Annotated in this window: 17 protein-coding genes; 11 read left to right on the top strand and 6 right to left on the bottom strand. The window is 60.9% G+C overall.

The window, feature by feature from the left end:
* Positions 1 to 44: 44 nt before the first annotated feature.
* The 3 genes from xdhB to AM571_RS14030 form a co-directional block, all read right to left on the bottom strand.
* Positions 45 to 2,384: a xanthine dehydrogenase molybdopterin binding subunit gene (gene xdhB, locus AM571_RS14040; protein WP_074061929.1), complete on the bottom strand. Its 2,340-nt coding sequence runs from the start codon at positions 2,382 to 2,384 to the stop codon at positions 45 to 47.
* A gap of 289 nt (positions 2,385 to 2,673) precedes the next feature.
* Positions 2,674 to 4,140: a xanthine dehydrogenase small subunit gene (xdhA, locus tag AM571_RS14035; protein WP_074061928.1), complete on the bottom strand. Its 1,467-nt coding sequence runs from the start codon at positions 4,138 to 4,140 to the stop codon at positions 2,674 to 2,676.
* A gap of 28 nt (positions 4,141 to 4,168) precedes the next feature.
* On the bottom strand, positions 4,169 to 4,945 hold the full coding sequence (locus AM571_RS14030; RefSeq protein ID WP_074061927.1) for a 3-hydroxybutyrate dehydrogenase: 777 nt from the start codon (positions 4,943 to 4,945) through the stop codon (positions 4,169 to 4,171).
* 225 nt (positions 4,946 to 5,170) lie between these two features.
* Here AM571_RS14030 and glpK point away from each other — a divergent pair, with 225 nt between their 5' ends.
* A complete protein-coding gene (gene glpK, locus AM571_RS14025; RefSeq protein WP_074061926.1) occupies positions 5,171 to 6,664 on the top strand; it encodes a glycerol kinase GlpK in 1,494 nt (497 codons plus the stop codon).
* Here the strand turns inward: glpK and AM571_RS14020 are convergent.
* The gene (locus AM571_RS14020; RefSeq protein WP_074061925.1) at positions 6,661 to 7,719 is read right to left on the bottom strand and encodes an acyltransferase family protein; all 1,059 of its coding nucleotides are present in this window, start codon (positions 7,717 to 7,719) and stop codon (positions 6,661 to 6,663) included. The genes glpK and AM571_RS14020 overlap by 4 nt on opposite strands.
* 470 nt (positions 7,720 to 8,189) lie before the next feature.
* Here AM571_RS14020 and AM571_RS14015 point away from each other — a divergent pair, with 470 nt between their 5' ends.
* From AM571_RS14015 to sbmA, 7 genes are all read left to right on the top strand, one after another.
* On the top strand, positions 8,190 to 8,564 hold the full coding sequence (locus tag AM571_RS14015; protein WP_074061924.1) for a YciI family protein: 375 nt from the start codon (positions 8,190 to 8,192) through the stop codon (positions 8,562 to 8,564).
* Entirely contained in the window at positions 8,561 to 9,820 is a 1,260-nt protein-coding gene (locus AM571_RS14010) for an RNA polymerase sigma factor (RefSeq protein ID WP_074061923.1), read from the top strand. Before AM571_RS14015 ends, AM571_RS14010 begins: the two co-directional genes overlap by 4 nt.
* Positions 9,821 to 9,923: 103 nt before the next feature.
* Entirely contained in the window at positions 9,924 to 10,391 is a 468-nt protein-coding gene (locus AM571_RS14005; protein WP_074061922.1) for an SRPBCC family protein, read from the top strand.
* A 350-nt stretch (positions 10,392 to 10,741) separates the two neighbouring features.
* Positions 10,742 to 11,803: an LLM class flavin-dependent oxidoreductase gene (locus tag AM571_RS14000; protein ID WP_074061921.1), complete on the top strand. Its 1,062-nt coding sequence runs from the start codon at positions 10,742 to 10,744 to the stop codon at positions 11,801 to 11,803.
* A 41-nt stretch (positions 11,804 to 11,844) separates the two neighbouring features.
* Positions 11,845 to 12,603 carry a type I methionyl aminopeptidase gene (map, locus tag AM571_RS13995; RefSeq protein WP_074061920.1) on the top strand — a complete coding sequence of 253 codons (759 nt, stop codon included), beginning with the start codon at positions 11,845 to 11,847 and terminating at the stop codon, positions 12,601 to 12,603.
* A 353-nt stretch (positions 12,604 to 12,956) separates the two neighbouring features.
* Positions 12,957 to 14,138 (top strand): YbfB/YjiJ family MFS transporter, encoded by a 1,182-nt coding sequence (locus tag AM571_RS13990; RefSeq protein WP_074061919.1) that lies wholly within the window; start codon positions 12,957 to 12,959, stop codon positions 14,136 to 14,138.
* A gap of 120 nt (positions 14,139 to 14,258) precedes the next feature.
* Complete coding sequence (sbmA, locus tag AM571_RS13985; RefSeq protein ID WP_074061918.1) at positions 14,259 to 15,524, top strand: peptide antibiotic transporter SbmA; 1,266 nt, start codon at positions 14,259 to 14,261, stop codon at positions 15,522 to 15,524.
* 189 nt (positions 15,525 to 15,713) lie between these two features.
* Here the strand turns inward: sbmA and AM571_RS13980 are convergent, their stop codons facing one another.
* Complete coding sequence (locus AM571_RS13980; RefSeq protein WP_074061917.1) at positions 15,714 to 16,712, bottom strand: polysaccharide deacetylase; 999 nt, start codon at positions 16,710 to 16,712, stop codon at positions 15,714 to 15,716.
* A 120-nt stretch (positions 16,713 to 16,832) separates the two neighbouring features.
* On the opposite strand from AM571_RS13980, the gene AM571_RS13975 reads away from it, so the two are divergent.
* The 3 genes from AM571_RS13975 (at position 16,833) to der (ending at position 19,636) form a co-directional block, all read left to right on the top strand.
* Positions 16,833 to 17,417: an NnrU family protein gene (locus AM571_RS13975; RefSeq protein WP_074061916.1), complete on the top strand. Its 585-nt coding sequence runs from the start codon at positions 16,833 to 16,835 to the stop codon at positions 17,415 to 17,417.
* A gap of 101 nt (positions 17,418 to 17,518) precedes the next feature.
* Positions 17,519 to 18,202 (top strand): tetratricopeptide repeat protein, encoded by a 684-nt coding sequence (locus AM571_RS13970; protein ID WP_074061915.1) that lies wholly within the window; start codon positions 17,519 to 17,521, stop codon positions 18,200 to 18,202.
* A gap of 15 nt (positions 18,203 to 18,217) precedes the next feature.
* The gene (gene der, locus AM571_RS13965; RefSeq protein WP_074061914.1) at positions 18,218 to 19,636 is read left to right on the top strand and encodes a ribosome biogenesis GTPase Der; all 1,419 of its coding nucleotides are present in this window, start codon (positions 18,218 to 18,220) and stop codon (positions 19,634 to 19,636) included.
* A gap of 107 nt (positions 19,637 to 19,743) precedes the next feature.
* On the opposite strand, the gene AM571_RS13960 is transcribed toward der, so the two are convergent.
* The gene (locus tag AM571_RS13960; RefSeq protein ID WP_074061913.1) at positions 19,744 to 20,181 is read right to left on the bottom strand and encodes a hypothetical protein; all 438 of its coding nucleotides are present in this window, start codon (positions 20,179 to 20,181) and stop codon (positions 19,744 to 19,746) included.
* Positions 20,182 to 20,237 lie beyond the last annotated feature (56 nt).

Here is a 20,237-nt window from a genome sequence, read left to right as displayed (position 1 = left end):
CGCTCATTCACCTTGGCTTGAGGCATCAGGAAGCCGGCCACTCTTCACACCCGCTTCATCCGCTCCACCGCCATCAGGACCCGCTCCGGCGTCGCCGGGGCGTCGAGCCGTGGGCAGACCTTGTAGTCGGCGACGCTGGCCACCGCCATCGAGAGTGCTTCGAGCACGGAGATCGCCAGCATGAGCGGCGGTTCCCCGACGGCCTTCGAGCGACCGATGGTGGGCTCGGCATTCTCCGACCAATCGACGAGACGGACGTTGAAGACCTTCGGCCGGTCGGAGGCAAGGGGTATCTTGTAGGTCGAGGGGGCATGGGTGCGCAGCCGGCCCTTTTCGTCCCACCACAGTTCTTCCGTCGTCAGCCAGCCCATCCCCTGCACGAAGCCACCTTCCACCTGGCCGATGTCGATCGCCGGGTTCAGCGAGCGGCCGACGTCGTGCAGGATATCTGTGCGGTCGATCAGGTACTCGCCCGTCAATGTGTCGATCGACACTTCGCTGCAGGCGGCGCCATAGGCGAAATAATAAAATGGCGTGCCGCGCCCTGCTGCACGATCCCAGTGGATTTTCGGAGTCTTGTAGAAGCCCGCTGCCGACAGCTGCACGCGGGCGAAATAGGCCTGTTTGATGAAATCGGGGAAGGGTACTTCCGTCTCGCCGACGCGCACCCGGTTCGGCAGGAAGACGATTTCCGCCGGATCGACGCTCCATTTGTCTGCGGCGAAGGCAACAAGACGTTCCTTGATCTGCCGCGCAGCGTCATAGGCGGCCATGCCGTTCAGGTCGGAACCCGAGGAGGCGGCGGTCGCCGACGTGTTCGGAACCTTGCCGGTGGTCGTTGCGGTGATCTTCACGCGGTCGATGTCGACCTGGAAGCTGTCGGACAGAACCTGCGCCACCTTGGTATAAAGGCCCTGGCCCATCTCGGTGCCGCCGTGGTTCAGATGGATCGAGCCGTCCTGGTAGATATGCACCAGCGCGCCCGCCTGGTTGAAGGCGGTCATGGTGAAGGAAATGCCGAATTTCACCGGCGTCAGCGCAATGCCCTTGCGGATGTAGCGGCTGTCGCGGTTGAAGGCGATCACGGCATTGCGGCGGGCCTGGTAGTCGGCGCTCTCCTCCAATTCCTCGACGATGCGCAGGATGATGTTGTCTTCGATTTCCTGGTGGTAGGGCGTCGTCGTGCGGCCGGAACCCGGCTGACCGTAGAAGTTCAGCTTGCGGATTTCGAGCGGGTCCTTGCCAATCGCATAAGCGATCTCTTCGATGAAGCGCTCGCCTCCCAACATGCCCTGCGGCCCGCCGAAACCGCGGAAGGCCGTGTTCGAGGCGGTATGCGTCTTCAGCGGTATAGAGGTCAAATGCACATGCGGATAGAAATAGCTGGAATCGGCATGAAAGAGGGCGCGGTCCGTCACCGGGCCGGACAGGTCCGACGAGAAGCCGCAGCGCGCCGCGTAGGTGGCGTCGACGGCATGTATGCGACCTTCATCGTCGAAGGCGAGTTCGTAATCCACCAGGAAGTCGTGCCGCTTGCCGGTGGCACGCATGTCTTCGTCGCGGTCGGGGCGGAATTTAACGGCACGTTTAAGCTTCTTGGCGGCGATGGCGGCAAGCGCTGCAAACTGGTTGCCCTGCGTCTCCTTGCCGCCGAACCCGCCGCCCATGCGGCGCACATTCACGGTGACGGCATTCGAGGGAATGTTCAGCACATGGCCGACGATATGCTGGATTTCGCTCGGATGCTGCGTGGAGGACCAGACGGTCACCTCGTCGTCCTCGCCAGGGATCGCCATGGCGATTTGGCCTTCGAGGTAAAAATGCTCCTGCCCTCCGATGCGCATTTGGCCTTTCAGTCGGTGCGGGGCATTGTCCATCTCGGCCTTGGCGTCGCCGCGCCGCAGCGTCATCGGCGCAATGACGAGCGGAGCGCCGTTTTCGAGCGCGCCGTCGATATCGCTAAAGTGCGGCAGATCGCGATACTCGATCTTCGCCTTCCGTGCGGCCATGCGTGCTGCATCGCGGGTCTCGGCAATCACGGCAAAGACCGGCTGGCCGTCGAACTCGACCTCGGTTTCGGCAAGCAGCGGCTCGTCATGGCTTCCGTTTGAACTGACATCGTTGACGCCCGGCACGTCCTTGCCGGTGAAGACCCAGACGACGCCAGGGTGCCTTCGGACTTCGGAGAGATCCATGCTGAGGATCTCGGCATGGGCGCGGTCGGACATACCGAGCGCGCCATGCAGCAGATCCGTCGGCTCTGGAATGTCGTCGATATAATCGGCAGTTCCGGTGACATGCTTATGCGCTGAATCATGCTTCAGCGCGCTGTGCATGGGACCGCTGATGAAGACCTTGGCGGTGTCGAAGGTGGATTTATCCATCAGATGGCTCCTCCGAGTTGCCCTGCACTGGCGTTTGGTGTCGGCTGCTCCTCATCAACTGGGCTGGCTGGTGAGAGGAAGGTGGCTGCACAGAGCCGGCCATCCCCGTGGCGACCTGGCCGCTCAGGTGTGGATGCTTGGCTCAAGCCTGAGCGTGACGGAATCCGCAGACAAGGCGGCGGCAAACGATGCGCTGCCCTCTGACTTGGCGCATCTTTTCTTTCCATCGTACCTGTGCCTGTCAAAGGGATAGAAGAGCCTTCCTTTGCGAAGGCGTTGATGATCGTCATCACGACACCCCCTCGAACCGCTTCAATTCCACCGGCGTTCCGACCGTTTCCAGGTAGAAGCGCCTCAGCAGGTTCTTTGCCGTCAGTTGCCGGTATTCGGCGGTGGCGCGCCAGTCGGTCAGTGGCTGGAAATCGGCGTCGAAGGCCTCGCGTGCCCTGTCGACGGTTTCCTCGTTCCACGGCTTGCCGATGAGATCGGATTCGACGGTGCGGGCGCGCTTGGGCGTTGCGGCCATGCCGCCGAAGGCGATGCGGATGTCGTTGACGTCGCCTGCCTCATCGAGTGTCAGATAGAAGGCGCCGAGCACGGCGGTGATGTCCTCGTCGCGGCGTTTGGTGATCTTGTAGACCGCGAACTGGCTGCCGGCGGCCGGGTAAGGCATGAAGACACTCTCGACGAATTCACCGGGTTTGCGGTCCTGTTTGCCGTAATCGATGAAATAGTCCTCGAGCCGCAGCATGCGCGTGCCCGTTGCCGAGCGCAGCTTCAGCGTGGCGCCGAGCGCGATCAAGGGCGGCGGGCTGTCACCGATCGGCGAGCCGTTGGCGATATTGCCGCCGATCGTGCCCATGTTGCGCACCTGCTCGCCGCCGATGCGGTTGATGAGTTTGCCGAGCGTCGGTACCTTTGGCGCGAGGATTTCGAAAGCCTTGGTATAGGTGACGCCCGCGCCGATCGTCACGCCGCCATCCGTGGTCTTGATCGCCTGCAGTTCGTTCAGGTGATTGATGAAGATGGCCGGGGTCAAGGCACGCATCTGCTTCGTCACCCAGAGCCCGACATCGGTGGAACCGGCGACGACGGTCGCCTCAGGTTCGTCGGCCAGAACGCGCGCCAGCGCCTCGACCGAACCGGGAACGATCAGCCGGTCTTGGCCGGAAACAATGGTGATCGTTTCGCGTGTCTGCATCGCCCAGAGCCTGGAGACGATTTCGGAGCGGGTCTTTTCGAGCGGATCAAAGAGCGTACTCGGTCGCGCACGGCTGACGGCTTCGGCCGCCTTGACGATCGGCTCGTAACCGGTGCAGCGACAGAGATTGCCCTGAAGCGCCTTTTCGATCGCAGGCCGTGCGGGCTTCTCATCGGAAAGCCATAGGCCGTAGAGCGACATGACGAAGCCAGGCGTGCAGAAACCGCATTGCGAACCATGGTAGTCCACCAGCGCCTGCTGTACCGGATGCAGAGTGCCGTTCCTGGCGGCCAGATGCTCGACGGTGACGACATGCGTGCCGTTCAGCGATCCCAAGAAGCGAATGCAGGCATTGACGGTTTCATAGAAGAGCTTGCCGTCGAGCAGCCGCCCGACGAGCACCGTGCAGGCGCCGCAATCACCCTCGGCGCATCCTTCCTTCGTGCCGGTCAGCCGGCGCCTCAACCGCAGAAAATCGAGAAGCGTCTCGGCGGGGTGGACATCGCTCAGCGTGATGTCTTCGCCGTTGAGGATGAAGCGGATGCTGTCTTTCATGTTGTTCCTTGTTCTTGTTTTGAAATGGTTATGCCGCGGTCCAGCCCCCGTCAATCGAGATGTGGGTGCCGGTCACCTGCCTCGCGTCGTCGCTGGCGAGGTAGAGTGCCATGGCCCCGATCTCCTCGGCCTTGACGAATTCGCGCGTCGGCTGGGCCTTGAGGATGACCTCGGTCTTCACCTGTTCCTCCGTCATCCCGCGGGCCTTGGCGGTATCCGGGATCTGCCTTTCGACCAGCGGCGTCAGCACATAGCCGGGGCAGATAGCGTTCACCGTCACGCCGAATTCGGCAAGTTCGAGTGCCGCTGTCTTCGTCAGGCCTAATATACCATGTTTTGCGGCCACATAGGCGGATTTGAAAGGCGAGGCGACGAGGCCGTGCGCCGAGGCGATATTGATGATGCGGCCATGCTTCTTCGCCTTCATCTGCGGGATGGCAGCGCGCATCGTGTGAAACGAGCTCGACAGGTTGATGGCGATGATCTGGTCCCATTTGTCGATCGGGAAATCCTCGATCTTCTCGACATGCTGGATGCCGGCATTGTTGACGAGCACGTCGACGGTGCCGAAGGTCTTCGCCGCCGTGGCGATCAGGTCTGCGATCTCCGCCGGTTTCGTCATATCGGCCGGGTGGTAGAGGGCGCTTGCCTGGGAAAGAGATTCAAGTCGCTCCACTATCGCCTTGATTTCGTCGGCCTTTCCGAAGCCGTTGATGACGACATTGTCGCCCTTACCGGCAAAGGCGGTGGCGATCGCAAGCCCAATGCCGCTGGTGGATCCGGTGACGACAACGGTTCTCTTCATGCTGTTGTGCTCCCTATGGCTTGTTTTCGCGACGCAACATCGCGAAGGTTATGCCCAAAGCGGCGCGTCTGGCAATCGCGCGCAGGAAAACGATCTGCTAGCTGGTATGTGAGCGGCCGAGGGCGGGTGGGAGCGGCTTCTTTTTTCGTTTTATTTTCTTTTCAGGTTCGCTTTGGTGCCTTATTGATTTCCTGCAACAAAGCAATGCGCATGGGAGGGACAGGCGTGAGCGGATATGTTTTGGCGATCGATCAGGGCACGACATCGACGCGGGCGATCATTTTCGACGGCGAGATGAGGATTGCCGGCGCGGGCCAAAAGGAATTCAAGCAGATCTATCCGCGTTCCGGCTGGGTCGAACACGATCCGGAGGAGATCTGGGTTTCGGTGGTCTCTACCATCCATATGGCGTTGCGCGAGGCAAAGATCGAAGCCAAGGACATCGCGGCACTTGGCATCACCAACCAGCGCGAGACGGTTGTCGTCTGGGAACGCGAGACCGGCAAGGCGATCGGGAACGCCATCGTCTGGCAGGACCGCCGTACGGCGAGCTACTGCGACAATCTCAAGCGCCAGGGCCTGGAAAAGACGTTCATGAAGAAGACCGGGCTGATCCTTGATCCGTATTTCTCCGGCACCAAGCTTTCCTGGCTGCTGGCCAATGTGAAGGGAGCACGGGCGCGCGCCGCCAAGGGCGAGCTTTGCTTTGGCACCATCGACACCTTTCTGATCTGGCGGCTTTCCGGCGGCAAGAGCTTCGTCACCGATGCCACGAATGCCTCGCGCACGCTGATGTACAATATCGCCGAGAACAAATGGGACGAAGACCTCCTCGAAATTCTGCGCGTACCGGCCGCCATGCTGCCGCAGGTGAAGGACTGCGCGGACGATTTCGGCGTTGCCGATCCGTCGATCTTCGGCGCCGCGATCCCTGTTCTCGGCGTAGCCGGCGATCAGCAGGCCGCGACCATCGGCCAGGCCTGCTTCGAGCCTGGCATGATGAAATCGACCTACGGCACAGGCTGCTTCGCGCTCTTGAACACCGGCGCCGACATGGTGCGATCCAAGAACCGGCTGCTCACCACGATCGCTTACCGGCTAAACGGCGAAACGACCTACGCTCTGGAAGGCTCGATCTTCATTGCGGGCGCGGCCGTGCAGTGGCTGCGCGACGGGCTCGGGATCATCGACCGCGCTTCGGAGACCGGCGAGCTTGCGGAACGGGCCGACCCGACACAAGAGGTCTATCTCGTCCCCGCCTTCACCGGCCTTGGTGCGCCGCATTGGGACCCGCAGGCGCGCGGCGCCATCTTCGGCCTTACCCGCAACAGCGGTCGAGCCGAATTCGCCCGCGCAGCACTCGAAGCCGTCTGCTACCAGACCCGCGACCTGCTTGATGCCATGCAAAGGGACTGGAAGAACGGCAAGGACGACACGGTGCTGCGCGTCGACGGTGGCATGGTCGCCTCCGACTGGACGATGCAGCGGCTGGCAGACCTGCTCGAAGCTCCCGTCGATCGCCCGATTATCCTTGAAACCACTGCCCTCGGCGCTGCCTGGCTTGCCGGCAGCAGGGCAGGGGTGTGGCCCGACCGCAAGACCTTCTCCGAAACGTGGAAACGCGACCGACGCTTCGACCCGGCAATGGACGAAAAGACGCGGGCGGCGAAAGTCAAGGGATGGCGCAATGCTGTGAAGCGGACGCTGAGCGAACCCTAGCGTTTGCATTGGCTTACGCTATCGCCTCGACCGGTTTCAGCGGCCATCGCTTCCTGCTTGCGCCTTGCTAGGGGAACGTAGAAAAAGCCGGCGCCGCTGCGATCGGCAACTGCCTTGATGGCGAGCGACAGGCCGATCGCGACGACCACGACAAGAGGCGCGGTCACATAACTGCTTGCCGCCTTCGCCAGCGTCGCGATCGCCGCCACCAGCAGCGAAACGATCATGACGTGCGTCACATAGACCGGAAGCGTGTTCCGCCCGAAATAGGCGAATGCATGCCGGACCGGCTGCAGCCGCGACATCAGCACGGCGGTTCCGCAGAGCCATGCCAGACCAGCAATGGAAGAGAGCAGCGCCCAACTGCCTTTTTCGATGGCCTGCAGCCGCCAGCGCAACAGATAGAGTGCGGCAAACAGCAAAAAGCCGCCAAATGCAACAAGAAGCGGACGCTGCGTGATCGTGCCCACCACGGATTTGCCGTACCAGCTACCAAAGAGGAAGAAGACAAAATACTGCAGCACGTTGCGATGCGTAAAGAGATCGACCTGCAGATGCTCGCCGAAAGTCAGAATCGAGACCATGGCGGCGACCGAAATCGTGGTCGCATGATGGGTAGAAGAAAGAAGCTTCGTGGCAACCATGAAGATCGCCAGTGCCCAGATGAACCAGATGCCTGTGTTGGGCGCCCACCACATCTCGATCAGCTGGTAGGGATCGCTGCCTTCGGCCGGTACCAGGACATTGCTCTGGATGTAGCGGAAGAACAGCCAGCGCGCGATGCTCCAGAATGCGAAGAGATAGATGAGCAGCCAGATCTTCCGGCGCAGGAAATCGCGCCAGGGCGCCTTTGCGGCCGATGCCGCAAGAAGGCCGGAGACGGTAAAGAACAGCGGCATCCGGATCGGCGTCATGATGCCGCTGATGCGGGCATAAGGATGCGGCGCAATCTCATGGAAGTCGTAGTAGAGGAGCGTGTGATAGATGACCACGAGGATGATCGACATTCCCTTGGCGATGTCTAGCCAGTCGATCCGGGTCTTTTCCTGCCGCATGGTTCCCTCTCTCGACCGTGCACTGCAGCAGGAAACAAATAGACGAAATGCGTCCAAAACGTGGGCGTGCCGATCACCTGATGGGATGGAATGCCGCAGCAGGGGCTCGTTGCCAATTATGTACTGATGGATGCCAAGTATTCTCATCAGTAGAGGAATTGTTCATGCGCGCACTCGTCCCGCCTTTCACACTCACGGCCGCCCGGCCAGCGAGGCGAGGGGGGAGGCGGAGAACGCAGTGCTCGCAATACAGGCGGCTCTTGTGCTGTCGCGTGCGCTCGATGACAGGGCCTTGTTCAATCAGGCCCTGGACAGATGGCGAAACGGTTGAGCGTCACGTCCTGCCGGTGCAGCAACCCTTCGGGGGGTCTTTGCATCATCGCCGCATGCCGTCTTCACAACGGCAATTTTTTGCTGCGTCCTGTCGGATGCCGGGTTACTTGTTCGTCATTGAGGAAGAGGAGTGAGAGATGCTTTACGCGATCCTTTGCTATGCCAATGAAGAGACGGTTTTCTCCTGGTCGAAGGAGGAAGAAGACGCCGTCATGGCAAAGCTCCATGCCGTACAGGCCCCCCTGGCTCAAGCCGGAAGACTCGGTCCGACCGGTCGGCTGATGCCGACGACGGCGGCGACCACCGTACGCAAGGGCAAGGAAGAACCGCTCGTGCTCGACGGTCCTTTTGCAGAAACCAAGGAAGCTCTTCTCGGTTTCTACGTCGTCGATTTCGCAACCCTGGACGAGGCGATCGCTTTTTCGAAGGAGCTGTCGGCGGTCAATCCAGGCTCGACGTCCTATGAAATTCGGCCCTTTTACGTTTTCCGGCCGGGAGAAGCCTCGACATGACGGATATCGCCTGGATCGACGTTGCACTGACTGCGGCCCGGCCGAAGGCGCTCGGAGCACTGCTGCGTTACTTCCGCGATCTCGACATTGCGGAGGAAGCGTTTCAGGAGGCGTGTCTGCGGGCGATCCGCACCTGGCCGGACAAGGGCCCGCCGCGTGATCCGACCGCCTGGCTGATCTTCGTCGGCCGCAACAGCGGTATCGATGCGGTGCGCAGGCGGGCAAAGACCCAGGCTTTGCCGGACGAAGAGCTGATTTCTGACAAGGAGGATACGGAAAGCGATATCGCCGACCGGCTGGACGAATCCAACTATCGCGACGATATCCTGCGGCTGCTCTTCATCTGCTGTCATCCGGACCTGCCGGCCACCCAGCAGATCGCTCTGGCACTGCGCATCGTTTCAGGGCTCTCCGTGCAGCAGATCGCGCGCGCCTTTCTGGTCGGCGAAAGTGCCATGGAGCAGCGCATTACCCGGGCCAAGGCACGCGTTTCGAAAGCCGGCGTGCCGTTCGAAACGCCGGGTCCCGAGGAGCGGGCGGAGCGTCTGTCGATCGTCTCGACGATGATCTACCTGATCTTCAACGAGGGCTATTCGCAGGGCGATCCGAAACGCGAGGCCGCTGCCTTCAGCGACGAGGCGATCCGGCTCGGGCGCCTCCTGCTTCGCATCTTTCCGGGCGATCCGGAAATCATGGGTCTGTTGGCGCTGATGCTGCTGCAGATCTCGCGGCGAGAGGCGCGCTTCGACGCAAATGGCGAACTGGTGCTGCTCGAAGATCAGGACCGCTCGCGCTGGAATCATGCCTTGATCAACGAAGCGCTCAATCTGCTCGACAAGGCGATCCGCCACCGCCGGCCCGGACCCTATCAGTTGCAGGCGGCGATTGCGGCCATCCATTCCCGTGCCAAGCAAGCCAAAGATACGGACTGGGAAGAAATCGATCTGCTCTACAGCGTGCTCGAGCGCCTGCAGCCGTCTCCGGTCGTCACGCTCAACCGGGCGGTTGCGATTTCGAAGCTCAAGGGACCGGAGGAGGCTTTGCGCCTCGTCGAAAAGCTCGGTGAAAAGCTCGACGGCTACTTCTACTATCATGGCCTGCGCGGCGGTCTGCTGAAGCAGATGGGCCGGGCGAAGGAGGCGCGCGAAGCCTTCGACCGTGCGATCGCGCTTGCAAATTCCGCTGCCGAAGCGGCTCACATCCGCCTGCAGATCGACAAGCTTCAGAGCGAGCCGGCACACCCGGTTGCGAAATAAATTTCAAGAAAAAATCGTGGGCGATGTCGGAACGGCAAATGGCCAGGCGTCTTTTTAACAACCTGATGGAAAACAGGTTTCGCTCAACAGGAGGTATGCTGAAATGATTGCCGATGCAAAACATGAACTCGTTCTGGTGCGCGAATTCGACGCCCCGCGAGAAAAGATATTCAAGGCCTGGACCGATCCGGAACTTATGATGGAATGGTTCGTCCCGCGCCCCTGGACAGTCTCCAAGGTCGAGAACGACGTCCGCCCCGGGGGGGCGAGCCTTGTCGTCATGCGCAGCCCGGAAGGCCAGGAATTTCCAAACCACGGTGTCTATCTGGAGGTCGTCGAAAACGAGAAGATCGTCCTGACGGACGCCTATACCAGTGCCTGGGTTCCATCTGAAAAGCCGTTCATGACTGCCGTGGTGCTGCTCGAGGACCTCGGCAACGGCCGTACCAAGTACACCGCCAAGGCACTGCATTGGCGGGCCGAAGACAAGGAAGAGCACGAAAAGATGGGCTTTTACGAAGGGTGGGGCAAGGCTGCCGATCAGCTTGCCGAGGTTTTGGCCCGCAACTGACTTTCCACAGTGGAGCAGGAGATCGGGCTGAAGGCTCGGTTTCCTGACCGGTGATCATCTTCATTGTGAAGCTGTTGGGAAACTGATTCCGTTGAAGCGGCGAAGTGGGTTGTTTTACAGGAGAAATATGAGTTTTTGCAGCCCGACGAGCGGCTGCTGTTCAGGCGAGCATCACAGGAAACCGGCTGGCTGGCGTCGGCCTGTGCAGCCCATGAGCGGAGTTGCAGCTTTCCATTTGAGAAGAGGGCAATTACCCATCAACTTCATCGAACGGTCCGTTCCAGAATTTCCGGTTGCCCTCTGCCCTTTGTCTTCTTATCTCCATGGGCACATTCAACGGGATGCCGATTATGGAATTGGGCCTTTATACCTTTGCCGACGTCAATCCGAACCCTGAACGCAGCAAGGGTGCGGAGGGAGCCGAGCGGCTCAAGCATCTGATCGAGGAGATCGAACTTGCCGATCAGGTGGGGCTCGACGTCTTCGGGCTCGGCGAACATCACCGGCCCGACTATGCCGTCTCCGCGCCCGCCGTTGCGCTTGCCGCAGCTGCGGTCAAGACGAAGAATATCCGGTTGACCAGCGCCGTGACAGTGCTCTCCTCTGACGATCCGGTTCGCGTGTTCCAGCAGTTTGCGACGCTTGATCTGATTTCAAACGGCCGTGCCGAGATCATGGCAGGGCGCGGCTCGTTCATCGAATCCTTTCCGCTCTTCGGCTACAACCTCGAAGACTACGACCAGCTTTTTGAAGAGAAGCTCGACCTGCTGATGACGCTACGCGAAAGCGAGACCGTCAAATGGCAGGGCGAGCTGCGGGCGCCGGTCAACGGACGCGGTGTCTATCCGCGCCCGCTGCAGGACCCGCTGCCGCTTTGGATCGCGGTCGGAGGCACGCCGCAATCAGTGGCGCGCGCCGGTGCGCTCGGCTTGCCGGTGGCGCTTGCAATCATCGGCGGCGAGCCGGCCCGTTTTGCGCCGCTCTTCGATCTTTATCGCGAGGCAGCGCGCCGGGCAGGACAGGACCAGGCGAAGCTGAAGACCAGCATCAACGTCCACGGTTTCATCGCCGACACGACGGATGCGGCCGCCGATCAATTCTACGGACCGCAGGCCGAGGTCATGAACCGCATCGGCCGCGAGCGAGGCTGGGGACCGACGAGCCGGGCGCATTTCGATATGTCGCGCGGGCCTTCCGGCGCGCTCTTCGTCGGAGACCCTCAGGTCGTTGCCGAAAAGATCGTCGCACATCACTCGATCTTCAGAAACGACCGCTTCCTGTTGCAGATGGCGATCGGCCTCATGCCCCATGATCAGGTCATGCGCGGCATCGAGCTCTACGGCACGAAAGTGGCCCCGCTTGTCAGAAAGGCATTGACTGGCACGGGCGAAGGGGCGAAAGCCACGGCCTGAACCCGGAAATGGCCTGCTCCTTGCGGCAGGCGGGAAAAGCAATGGTAATCGAAAACGACGACGAACTGACAAAGCTTAAGGAGATCGGCCGCATCTGCGCCAATGCCATTCAGGTGATGGCGGCAGCAGTCGAACCCGGCATGACGACGCTGGAACTCGACCAGATCGGCCGCAAGGTTCTTGAGGATGCGGGCGCGCGTTCGGCGCCGGAATTCTGCTATCAGTTTCCGGGTGCGACCTGCATCAGCGTCAACGAGGAGATCGCCCACGGCATTCCGGGATCGCGAATGGTCCGCCCGGGCGATCTCATCAATATCGACGTCTCGGCCGAAAAGGACGGTTTCTTCGCCGATACCGGTGCCTCCTTCACCGTGCCCCCCGTCAAGCCGAAGATCGAGAGGCTCTGCCGCGATGGCAAGCGGGCGCTCTGGGTCGGCCTCAACCAGGTGAAGGCCGGCGAGCCGCTTTCGAAGATCGGCAAGGCCGTCGGCGCCTTTGCGGCAAAGAACCGCTATACGCTGGTCGCCAACCTTGCAAGCCACGGTGTCGGCCGCTCGTTGCACGAGGAGCCGGCCGAGCTTTCCACCTGGCCGGATCCTTCCGAGAAGAGGATGATGACGGAGGGCCTCGTCTTTACCGTGGAGCCTTTCCTGTCGCTCGGCGCGACATGGGCCGAGGGCGGCGACGATGCCTGGACGCTCTACGCCGACCCGCAGGCGCCGACCGTGCAGTTCGAGCACACGGTGGTGGCGACCCGGAACGGGCCGCTGATCTTGACGCTGCCGGACGGCGGGCTTTAGCGGCGATTTCGGTCGGGAACATGCGGTTGACCGAAGCCATCTCTTCGCAGATGCGCTCGAGGTTGTTCGGCGTGTGCTGGATCTTGGCGTGATCCTGCCGGGCTGTTGCCTGCCGCGTTCGGTGATCTTGTCGAGCTTCGTGGTGCCTTCGATCCGGACTCCCGCCTTCTGTCGGCGCGGGGATAGATCACGCCGGGGCTTGGAACCTAAAAGCCGCCCGTGCGCTCCTCCAGGTCTGGTGAGGTCCTGGCCGTGACGTGGCCGCTCGTCGGGGCGCCGAGTATTTGTGGAATTGATAGATCGATCAGATTTTCTCGTTTGTCGCTGCCGTTGTGCAGCGCGATAAGGCCAACATGTTGCTACGCAGCGATACCGAGCCAGTGAACCTCTTCCGGACGGCGCTTGCCGGCATGATCGCGATGTCGGCCGCCATGGGTTTCGGGCGGTTTTCCTATACGCCGATCTTGCCCGGTATGATGAGCGGCGTGCCGCTTTCGGCGGCCGATGCAGGCTTCATCGCTTCTGCCAACTTCGCAGGCTATCTTACAGGCGCCGTGCTTGCCACTTACAGCTGGGCCGCCGGCCGTGAACGCAAGGTCGCGCTCTCGGCGCTTCTGGCGAACGCTCTGCTGCTTGCCGCCATGGCCGCCACGAATTCCGTTCCAGTCTTCGCTACCATCCGTTTTCTGGCCGGGTTGGCAAGTGCATTTGCGATGATCTTCACCTCGTCGATTGTCTTGAGCCATGGCGCTGGAGCGGGCAACGACCACGTTCAGGCGGCGCATTTTGGTGGCCCAGGTGCTGGCATTGCGCTCTCTTCGGTCATGGTGATGCTGAGCGGTCTTTTCTTTGCCGGCGTTTCCGGCTGGCGAGCCGACTGGATCGGCGGTGCGATCTTTTCGGCAATCAGCCTCGCCGCCGTCTGGGTTTTGCTGCCATCGGCGCCGGTACGCTCGGGCAATGCCGGCAAGGAGCCGCCGATCGTCTGGAAGCTGCCGGTGGCTCTGCTTACGCTTTCCTATGGCATCTTCGGCTTCGGCTACGTGATTACCGCGACCTTTCTTGTCACAATCGCGCGCATGGACGCGGCGGGGCAGACGGTGGAATTCCTCTGCTGGTTCATCGCTGGGCTCACGGCAGCCGTTGCGCTTTTTGCATGGCGGCCGCTGGTATATCCGCTTGGCCTTGGCTGGGTTTATGTCGCCGCCCTGCTGACGGAGGCGGTCGGGGTTCTTGCAACCGTGCTTTTGCCGCATTCGATGGCGCCCCTTGTCGGCGGCGCTCTCTTCGGCGCCACCTTCCTCGCCATCACCGCCTATGGGCTGCAGATCGGCCGCAAGCTGGTTCCAGAAAGCGCGCGACGCATTTTCGCGACAATGACCGCCGCCTTCGGTCTTGGCCAGATTATCGGTCCCATCGTTGCCGGCTGGATTGCCGAGCAGACCGGAAGCTTCACCACGCCGACTTTTATCGCTGCCGCAGCCCTTATCTTGTGCGCCGCCCTCGTGCTGCCCGTCATCAAGAGATTGGGATAAGCCGTTACAAATGCGTAACAATGGGCCGTACCCATTGCTGCCTTCTTCGAACTGCCATAGTTTCCGGCACAATCAGTTAGCTGATGCTCCACAGATTCCAGTTCAGGAAAGCGACTGCTCGTGTTCCATTCCTTCTTCCCGCAGCCGAAACTCTTCTTCCCGTCAGTAGCCATCTGGGCACTTATCTGCATCGCCATCTGGTATGGCATCGGAGAGTCGACGGGTCTTTCTCTGGGTTTCGGGCCGCTTCCCGAGGGGCAGGAGCCCCCAATCGGACTCGACTTTTTTCTCCTGCCCGACAATCTGTTCTTTTACGCTTTCTTCCTGATATGCGTTGGTCTCTTCTGCGGTTTTTGGCACCTACGAGCAAAAGATCATCCCTGGAGGATCTGGTCCGTATGGGGTTCTGCGCTCATTATCTTGGCGACATATTTCGGGGTTCAGATTTCCGTTGCCATCAACAACTGGCGCCGTCCGTTCGGTGATACGCTGCAGAACGCTCTGGCGAAAACGGCCCCTGTCACTGTCTGGGACTTCTATAGCCTGATGTTGATCTTTGCGCAGATCGCGTTTCTGAGCATGTTCGTTTCGATCGTCACCGACTTCTTCACCAGCCATTATGTGTTTCGCTGGCGGACGGCCATGAATGATTTCTACATGTCCAAGTGGGAGAAGCTTCGCCATATCGAGGGTGCTGCGCAGCGTGTTCAGGAAGATACGATGCGTTTTTCGAGCATTCTCGAAGGGCTCGGCATCAACCTGATCAATTCGGTGATGACGCTCATCGTGTTCCTGCCGATCCTGTTTGCCCTTTCAAGCTACGTCTCCGAACTGCCGGTCGTCGGTGAAATTGGGCATACGCTGTTCTGGCTGGCCCTCTTCTGGTCCGCCTTCGGAACGGTGCTTCTCGCCGTCGCCGGTATCAAGCTGCCGGGATTGAACTTCCGCAACCAGCGCGTGGAAGCCGCTTACCGCAAGGAGCTGGTATACGGAGAAGATTATGCCGACAGGGCTCAGCCGCCGACGGTCAACGAGCTCTTCGCCAACGTCCGCCGCAACTATTTCCGGATGTATTTCCACTATCTCTATTTCAATGTTGCACGGTACTTCTATCTGCAGGCCGACGCGCTGTTCGTCACCTTCATGCTGGTGCCGACGATCGTGGCGGGAAAAATCACCTATGGTATCTATCAGCAGATTCTGACGGCCTTCGGCCAGGTCAGCAACTCCTTCCAGTATCTCGTCAATTCCTGGACGACCATCATCGAGCTTTTGTCGATTTACAAGCGTCTCAGGGCCTTCGAGGCGGCGATCGACGACGAGCCGTTGCCCGAGATCGATCAGCGCTATCTCGAGCGTGAGGGCGTCGTGCAACCGGACGGCTAGACTAAGACCTGGGTTGGCAGCTAAGCTGAAACATCCCGTTTCAACCTGTCCCTTCATGCGCCGGCCGGCACTCGTGGTGACGTTTGCCTCACTGGAAAGATCGGACGGTGGCGGTGGCGCTGATCAAGACCGGGATCAGCAAGGGCGGCGCGCCGCGGCCGGAGTTTCAAAGGGAGCGGGAGGCGATGCTTAAAGTCCCGAAGTCTCCTGTTGCCTCAATTTGGCTCGCGCCTCGATCATCGGTATCGCTTCCGCGTAGCTCACGCAGGCAACGTCCGTTCGTCGGCAGACGTCGCTCACCAGGCGATCGAGCGCGCGCCAGTAGGCGCCACCGTTCATCTCCACGAAGTGGAACCCGAGCTGGAGGGGAATGCGGTCTCCGGCATATTGCTTGTCGAATGCTTCCTTGAAAGCCGTGTAGGCGCGCTCTTCGAAGACCTTGCTGTCCGTCTTGTCTTCTTCACCCTTGGAGTGGCGGATGAAGAGGTTGTAGTCCATGGCGATAACCGGCTTGGCGTTCGGACCTTCGGGAATCAGTGGCAGGCCGAAGCGGACGATGCCATTTTCGACGACGGGCGTGGCCGGCCCCTTGGTAACGAGGCTGGCGTCATAGGTAAAGCCCGCCTTCTTCTGCGCAGCGATCATGTCGCCGCCCGCCGTCACGGAAAGATAGGGTGCGCGAAAACCCTTGATGCCGTGCTCGACCAGATCCAGCCAGCCTCGCGGCTCTTCAAGATCCACGCTTTTCCAGGCGTTCTTCAGCGTTGCCTTGAAGGTCGTATATTCGGTCGACCAATCGGCCTCGCTCCATTTGCGGCCGTCGAAGTGGCCGCAGGCGTGGCTCGAAATATCGTGGCCTTCGAGATGCGCATGCCAGATGTTGCCGAGCCGCTCGCGGATTTCGTCATCGCTTTGGGCAAAGCCGACATTGGACTTTCCGCGTTTTTGATGAGGAGCTTGGTAGGCTTTCTTCGCAGCCTGATTCATCAGGAACGTGCAGGATAGAAAATAGGTGAAGTGGGCGCCATTCCTTGCTGCCATTTGGCGGCTCTTGTGCCACAGCGCATTGTCATGGGCGCCATCGAAGGACACGATCACCAGCTGCTTCGGCGGCTGGTCGACTGCCTGGGCGGGAAGGGGGGCGATAAAGGAAAAGACAAGGCAAGCAGGGAAAATGAAACGAAACATGAGCACCGCGACAATTTGTTTGCGGCTTCCGTGTTACAGAATTGCGGCAAAGCTGCGGTGCCGCTGGCATTTTCCTGCGGCTGCAGCTAAGCCTCGGGAAACGGACAGGAGACGCGCGCCATGGCCTTGCTTATCGTCGGCATCATACTTTTCCTCGGTATCCATCTGGTGCGGGTGGTCGCGCCGGGTCTGCGCCAATCGATGATTGCAAGCCTCGGGGAGAACGGCTGGAAGATCGCCTATTCGATCGCAAGCCTTCTTTCGCTGGTCCTCCTCATCTACGGTTTTGGCCAGGCGCGACAGGTGACCGGCATGCTGTACATGCCGCCGGTGTGGATGGCGCATATCGCCGTGACGCTGATGCTGATTGCGCTCATCTGTCTTGCCGCCTCGCTGCTGCCGGCGGGGCACATCGCGGTTCGGACCAAGCACCCGATGGTGCTCTCGGTGAAGATCTGGGCGCTTTCGCATCTTTTTGCCAATGGGGAGACCTCGTCCGTTCTCTTGTTTGCGGCCTTCCTTGCCTGGGGCGTCATCCTGCGCATCTCCCTGAAGCGGCGCGAGCGGGCAGGCGAGTTGGTGCTGCGGCCCTTCGTTTCAGCCAAGTATGATCTTTATGCAGCCGTCATCGGCGTTGTTGCCTGGGCGCTGCTGATCTGGAGAGTGCACGAATGGCTGATCGGCGTTTCGCCGCTTGCCGTGTGACGAATCTTTGCGATCCCCCTTACAAGTGCCGCAAAATGGAGTAGAAGGCCCGACAATATGCGGCAACGCATGCAGTGGGCTTATCCGTGCCGGAGACGAGAATGGCATTCAACGACGACAGCTTCATCCGTGAAGTCAACGAGGAACTTCGTTCCGACCAGATGAAGGGCGCCTGGCGCCGTTTCGGCCGCTACGTCATCGCCATCGCCGTTCTGATCGTGGTCGGTACGGCAGGCAAAGTCGCCTTTGACTACTGGGACGACAACCGCTCGTCCGGCACCGGCGATCAGTTCCTGGCGGCGATGAAGCTTGCCGACGAGAACAAGAGCGACGAAGCGCTTGCCGCGCTTGCCACGCTCGAAAAGGAAGGCCACGGCGCCTATCCGGTTCTCGCCCGCATGCGTGCAGCCTCGGTTCGTGCGCAGAAGGGCGACAATGCCGCGGCCATCTCCGACTTCGAAGCGATCGGCAAGGACCAGTCCGTTCCGGAAGCCGTCCGCGATGCCGCCAGGATGCGCGCCGGCTGGCTGCTGATCGAAAACGGCACTTACGAGCAGGTTTCCGGCGCCGTGGAGGATATGGCCATTCCGGCGAACGCCTTCCGCCACTCCGCACGCGAAGCGCTGGGCCTTGCTGCCTACAAGGCCGGCAACATGGCGCAGGCCCGCCAGTGGTATCAGGCGATCGCCGACGATGCCGCAAGCCCGCGCAATATTGCAAACCGCGCCCAGATCATGCTTGATAATATCACCGCATCCGGCAAGGCGCCCGCCGCACAGGGCTGAACCTAAGGATCCCCAATGAGCTTTACGGTCGCGATCGTCGGTCGCCCGAATGTCGGCAAGTCGACGCTTTTCAACCGGCTGGTTGGGAAGAAGCTGGCGCTCGTCGACGATACGCCGGGCGTTACCCGTGACCGCCGGCCGGGCGATGCGCGGCTCATCGACCTCAAGTTCACGATCGTCGATACCGCCGGCCTCGAAGAGGCAGATGCCGAAAGCCTGCTGGGCCGCATGCGCGCCCAGACGGAAGCGGCAATCGACGAGGCCGACCTGTCGCTGTTCGTCGTCGATGCCAAGACCGGTCTGACGCCGGTCGATACTGCCTTGGCCGAAATGCTGCGCCGCCGCGGCAAGCCGGTGGTCCTTGTTGCCAACAAGGCCGAAGCGAAAGGCTCCGACAGCGGTTTCTACGACGCCTACACGCTCGGCCTCGGCGAACCGACGCCGATCTCGGCTGAACACGGGCAGGGCATGCTCGACCTGCGCGACGCAATCGTTGCCGCGCTCGGCAAGGAGCGCGCCTATCCACCGAAGGAAGACGTCGCCGTTACCGACGTGGACGTTGCGCGGTCCGAAGTGGAGGGCGAAGAGGATGAAGAGCCGACCTACGACGACACCAAGCCGCTACGCGTTGCAATCGTCGGGCGGCCGAATGCCGGAAAGTCGACCCTTATCAACCGCTTCCTCGGCGAAGACCGGCTGCTGACCGGGCCGGAAGCTGGCATCACGCGCGATTCCATCTCTGTCGAGTGGGACTGGCGCGGCCGCACGATCAAGATGTTCGACACCGCCGGCATGCGCCGCAAGGCGAGGGTGACCGAAAAGCTGGAGAAGCTTTCGGTCGCCGATGCGTTGCGCGCCATCCGTTTTGCCGAACTTGTTGTCGTCGTCTTCGACGCGACCATCCCCTTCGAGAAACAGGATCTGCACATCGTCGATCTGGTGCTGCGTGAAGGCCGTGCGGCCGTTCTAGCCTTCAACAAGTGGGACATGATCGAGGACCCGCAGGCAGTTCTCGCCGACCTGCGCGAAAAGACCGATCGCCTGTTGCCGCAGGCACGCGGCATCCGCGCCGTTCCGATTTCCGGCCAGACCGGCCGCGGGCTCGACAAGCTCATGCAGTCGATCATCGATACAGACAAGGTGTGGAACAAGCGCATTTCGACGGCGCGGCTCAACCGCTGGCTGGAGCAGCAGCAGGTGCAGCATCCGCCGCCGGCCGTTTCCGGCCGCCGCATCAAGCTGAAATACATGACACAGGTGAAGGCCCGCCCGCCGGCCTTCATGATATCCTGCACGCGTTCCGACGCGCTGCCCGAATCCTATACGCGCTATCTCATCAATGGGTTGCGCGAGGATTTCGACATGCCGAGCGTGCCCATACGTATCCATTACCGCTCGCCGGACAATCCGTACGAGTCGAAGAAGAAGCGGTAGCCGTTTCTCGCAACTGTTTCAGCAAATGCGCCGCCGAACGGCGCGCGCAAAGGCTGGAGCTGCCGTTGGGGCCGCTCCAGCAATGACCCTACGAAACCTTGGCGCTCCTAGTCGAGGAACGCCGCGCGCAGCCGATGCAGCATGCCGCGCTTTCCTTCAGCGTAGAAAGAGCGGATTTGCCGGGCAGCGGTTGCCGCGTTTACCGTAGCGCCGAAGTGGCAGTAGCAGATGACCTTGTGCAACTCCCTGTCGGTCAACTCGAAAAACCGCTTTGCTTCGCCATAGGTGTCGTTTTCCATCCCGGCTGCACGCAGCACAGGATCCTTGAACGCGACGGAGATGGGCGAATTGTCGGCGCGCATGATATCGCGCCCTGCTTCCGGCTGATATTCTGTCTGGTGCAGTGTCGAGAGATGCCGGTTCGGGAACTGCTCGAGGATCTCTGCCCAGCGCTGCAGGCGCTCGCTGCGCGACATTGGCCGGCGTGGCTGATCCGGGTTGACGTTTGCGACGGTCCGCAGTTGGTCAAGTGCTTGATGTTTCATTTTAGCCTCCGATTCAGACGATGGCTGCTCCGCCCCCTTACGCTTTTGCCCTGAAA

Origin of the sequence: Rhizobium etli 8C-3, assembly GCF_001908375.1 — a bacterium.
Lineage (GTDB): Bacteria > Pseudomonadota > Alphaproteobacteria > Rhizobiales > Rhizobiaceae > Rhizobium > Rhizobium etli_B.
The sequence above is the reverse complement of the archived record's forward strand: the minus strand, read 5'-3'. Positions and strand labels throughout refer to the sequence as shown.